This window comes from Peribacillus sp. (assembly GCF_059453735.1).
In genome coordinates this window covers 1-4,717 of record NZ_JAZVJO010000073.1, presented here as the reverse complement: position 1 = coordinate 4,717, position 4,717 = coordinate 1, and the positions used below count along the sequence as shown (strand labels likewise).

General features: G+C 35.5%; 4 protein-coding genes. All 4 read right to left on the bottom strand.

Annotated features, from left to right (window positions below; translation table 11 throughout):
- The coding region (locus AC52RT_RS02450; RefSeq protein WP_495539275.1) for a type II secretion system F family protein at nucleotides 1–800 on the bottom strand (800 nt) is incomplete at its 3' end.
- A gap of 5 nt (nucleotides 801–805) precedes the next feature.
- Entirely contained in the window at nucleotides 806–1,756 is a 951-nt protein-coding gene (locus tag AC52RT_RS02445) for a type II secretion system F family protein (RefSeq protein WP_495539274.1), read from the bottom strand.
- 21 nt (nucleotides 1,757–1,777) lie between these two features.
- Nucleotides 1,778–3,004, bottom strand: a complete 1,227-nt coding sequence (locus AC52RT_RS02440) for a TadA family conjugal transfer-associated ATPase (RefSeq protein WP_495539273.1) — start codon at nucleotides 3,002–3,004, stop codon at nucleotides 1,778–1,780.
- Nucleotides 2,997–4,118 (bottom strand): AAA family ATPase, encoded by a 1,122-nt coding sequence (locus tag AC52RT_RS02435; RefSeq protein ID WP_340846091.1) that lies wholly within the window; start codon nucleotides 4,116–4,118, stop codon nucleotides 2,997–2,999. The genes AC52RT_RS02440 and AC52RT_RS02435 overlap by 8 nt, the downstream gene beginning before the upstream one ends.
- Nucleotides 4,119–4,717 lie beyond the last annotated feature (599 nt).

Genomic DNA, 4,717 nt, shown 5'->3' with positions numbered 1-4,717 from the left:
GGGAATACAAGCTTCGATGAGGCTTCTTCCCCCTTGGTTCTGGAAATGCTCTTCCTTTTTTCCCATAGGACTGTTGATAATTCTCGAAGTGATATTATTAGATCCTGACCGCCTTTGCGGTAGTTAAGAAGGACCGTAGTCGTAAATAGAGACACTTCCTGTATTCCGCATTTTTTGCTAAATTCATTCATGACATGTCCGAAAGGTTCATTGCTGGTAAGTTTATTCACTGTCACCTTTAGTTCTGCGTATAAAGGTGAGTCATTTTCACCTTTCATCTCAACACAGCGGACAATCGCTTGTTGAACTGTTTCTCCTGCATTAACGAGAAGGATAATTTTATTCACCAATTCAGGCAGCTCAAGGAGGATCTTATTCTTCCGATCTTTTTCCTTATTCGATAATTGGTTGATCATAATTACTGGAATGATAAATGTAAACATACACCCTGCTAAGAACATTACATGGTCGCCTGAAGATAGTAAGGCAATTAGAAATGAGCCAAGAAGGCAAACTAATACAATAGAAATGAGTTGAGCGATAAACATGCGCGTATGCTTCAAGGCTTCTCTGCTTCCGTGTAAACCAATCATCTTCTGTTGTATATTAGAGACCTGCGTATGAAACCGCTCCATGATCAGCCATTTATTCATAATATAAAGAGACACTGGAGCCATAAATAGTAAGGAATATTGCCCGTTCATTTCAGTTATAAAGTCATCGTATTTGTTTCGAGAAACAACTGAAAGAATAAAATATACAACAATAAGCGCCAGCACCAATACCCCATATATAGCCATATCCATCACACCTTAATATTCATAATTCTTTGGCTCAGCCAATATGAGAGTACAAGTAATCCAAGACATACGGTCATTATAATTGGCCCTAAGTTGGACCAGTTATAGAGAGGAGCTAAATAATCGCCTGATGAGTATTTTAACAAAGCGATCATTCCGATAGGCATGACTGTCAGGATCCTTGATTCAAATTTCTTTTGTGCAATCATAATTTGGACCTCTTGCTGTATCTCGACCTTTTCTCCAATTATGTCAGCTGTTCTTCTAATGACTTCAACTAAATTACCACCTGTTCGTTTACAGGTAATAAACACATCAGCAAAATTCATAATGTCCTCAAGATCTGAACGATTTGCAAAATCCCGAATTGCTCTCTCAATGGTTTCACCATTTTCCACCCTGCGATTGATGATTTCAAATTCACGTATAATATGCGTGTTAGGGTCCGGATAAAGCATTTTAAGATCGAACACAACTTCTCTAAAACTATTTTCAATCGAACGTCCCGCAGCAAGTGAGGAAGATAGAGAGGCAATGGCCTCTTTAAACTGGACCGAAAGTTTATCCTTTCGCTGAAAAAGTAATGAATGTTTCCTCATTTTAGGGAACAGAAGTCCTAGACTACTCAAAACGAAAGCAATAACCATATTTTCATAGAAAAGCATACCTAATAGGAATAACGCAATCATCGCAATTGCTGCATAAAGAGTAAATTCTTTAACTGTCAAGTGATACTCAGAATAATCTATCAAGTGTTTATCTACATTTCTAATTCGTTTCTTTGCAGTTTCTTCCTTAATTTCTCTCGCTTTTTTTGCAAAACTTGTTTCTACAGTTGCAGCTGGCTGTCCCTCCACTATCGCTTTCTTTTCAGCTTCTTTCTTTTTATAGTTTATAAAGAAGTAAATTCCAAATATTACAGGGAGCAAGAGCAGGATCAACATGTCTTGATTCATCTTTTCACCTCCTCCTATTAATTATTTGTCGTAGATCCCAGCCATTTTCAATTTAGTAATTGATTGCAGTTTATTTTTTGTAGGCAGAAGCTGACCGATAATTTTGCCATCTGTATCTTCCCCTTCCTCAATAAATTCAAAGAGAGGATTGATTTGTATTTCACCATTTTCTATTCCTATCAGCTCACTGATTGAGACAATTTTTCTCGAATGATCCCTTAGTCTGGATAAATGAACCATAATATCAATAGCAGAGCTGATTTGCTGACGAATGACCTGCACGGGAAGACTCGCCCCGCTCAACACCATTGTTTCTAAACGACTAAGCATATCTGTTGTTGAATTAGCATGACCTGTTGATAATGATCCATCATGCCCTGTATTCATAGCCTGCAACATATCAAGTGCCTCCGCTCCCCGAACCTCACCGACGATTATTCGGTTTGGGCGCATCCGTAGAGAAGTCTTGATTAAATCACGAATACCAATTTCCCCTCGGCCCTCTGTATTCGCATTTCTTGTTTCCAAACTAACTAGATTTGGTACATTCTTTATTTGTAATTCAGCAGAATCTTCTATCGTTAGTATCCTTTCATCCCTGGGAATAAAATTTGACAGTACGTTCAAAAATGTTGTTTTACCTGAACCAGTTCCACCACCGATAAATATGTTATATTTGGCCTCCACTAGATCCCTTAAGAATTCGGCTGCTTCATTGGTAATTGCTCCTTTTTCTACTAAATCTTCAATTGTAAGAGGTTTTTCGGGAAACTTCCGTATTGTAATGGCAGGACCTTTCAGTGAAATCGGTGGAAGAACAACGTTCACCCTTGAACCATCGTGTAGCCTTGCATCGACGATTGGCGTTGATTCATTGACCACCCGATCTACTTTCGAAACAATTGATTGAATAATATCCTCTAACTTTTGTTGACTTTCAAAAAAAATGTCGACCTTAGAGACTTCCCCATTTCTTTCAATAAAAATTTCTTCATGGCTGTTCACCATAATTTCGGTGATTGACTTATCATCAATAAGCGGCTGTAACACGTCATACCCCCGGAAAGCATTGAAAATCCTATCTACGAGCCAATGCATCTGTGCTGAGTTAAGTTTATTTGTATGTGAATAGTCAAAAACCGCTGCCTCAATATATTCCATTAGTTCATCATTAGGTATGGAATGCATGAGGTCTAGTGTTTCTCTCAATGACTGGATGATGTCCTTTACGATTTTTTCATCAATCAATTTGGACACCTGCCTGATTTCTTTCAGTTAGTTCATTTGTAATGGTCATCAACTCTTTTGTGTAAAGAGGATGATAATATATTTGATTTCTCCCGGTGACTTGGGCCCATTCCTGAACATATGGAAGGTAGCCATGTATTGGGAGATTAAAGGATCTGAATTCTTCTGGAAAGTAACCTGTGAAACGATTGACAATAAAAACCGCTTTTCCTTCTATTAAATGAGGATGATCAAACAGCTCCTGCTGCAGTTGAAGCATATGGGCCGTTTTATAAAAGCTTTGAACATCATTATTCAGCAGCCACATAATCTGGTGACTTTCTTCAAATGCTGCTAAGGTAAACTCATGAACTGAACTATCTAGATCGATAAGAATGTAATCGTATTGTCCAGTTTCTATTAAGGCCTGAATCAGGATTTTCACATCCTCTTTTTTAATAGCAATCATTTCATCTGGACAAGGTGGTAAATCGAAGTAATCAATATTCGAATCACTGTCATATTTCTTTAAAGCTTCAATTTTTGACAAAAGCTGAGATGGCTTCGCTTTCAGATAGTACAAAATTTGCAAGGATGGAGAATCCTCATTTGAGTGAAAGTATAGTGATGTCGAATTAAATAATTCAAAATTTAAATAAAATACTTTATTTCCTTTTTGCGCCAGTTGTCTACCGATAGATGCAGCAAAAGTTGTTTTTCCTGTTCCTCCAGCAGGTGAGTATACGGATACAACCTTTGTTTTACCCGCATTACCAGCTATACCTGTTAAGCTTGCGTGATGTTCATAATAAGCTGACAAGGTGGATGATAAGAGTTGGTTTAGAGGTTTATATTTAAAAACCCCTTTTCTGTCTTTATTTTGTGCACTCTCATCTTCTAGTAAAAACAGGACTATACCCTTATATTCTAAAAATTGTTCCCTATCAAAGAGATTAGGTTGAATAAGGATTATATCAATTGGCTGTTCTGACTCTATGTATTGTTTTAAACTATCGGAATTTGAAAAAAGTTTAATATCAAACTTCTGATTCAATTTAGAAGATAAAATATACTCCCCGAATGACCTTAGATATAAGGAATCGGTATCTGCAATAATCAGCTGAAGCTTTTTCATTCTATTCACTCACTCCTTTTATCATAGTAAAATATTACCTTAATTCAGTTTTAACCTTTAAAACTTATTCCAATTATAACAATATTACCCATAAATCTACTATAAAAGAATAAAAACAGTAAAATATGTCTATTTTTATATAATTATGTATAAAAATTAATGCATCATTAGGTAATTAGACTTATTTTTTATTATGTTATCAAAAAAATTTAGAAGAATACTTTGTAGCTTCCTAATAGTATGAGAGCAAGAATAAATATAATAATAGGTCCAGTATCGATGAGTTTGTTTTTGTCCGTTATATAATCTCTTAACCTAAGAAACCATTCTCTCAACAATTGAGGTGTTTTACGGCTTGAGCTATTTAATATTGTTGTGTCCTCATGTTTATTCATTCTTCTCCCTCCCACACTGTTAAAATAAGTCACTTTCAATAGGAAAAATAACCCAGGATTTTTTTCTTATGTTTTATTACAAATTATATGGTAATCTATACCTGTATTTACAATAAACTACTTCTTTTTTACCGTTTTTAATATATCCCCCAATTAAAGGAAAAAATAACCTGTTTTTATTAAAATTAAAAAAAAAAAAATTAA

Excerpts from the sequence above, each read along its gene's own strand:
- AC52RT_RS02445 (WP_495539274.1), bottom strand. The coding sequence starts at position 1,756 with ATGAATCAAGACATGTTGATCCTGCTCTTGCTCCCTGTAATATTTGGA.
- AC52RT_RS02435 (WP_340846091.1), bottom strand. The coding sequence starts at position 4,118 with ATGAAAAAGCTTCAGCTGATTATTGCAGATACCGATTCCTTATATCTA.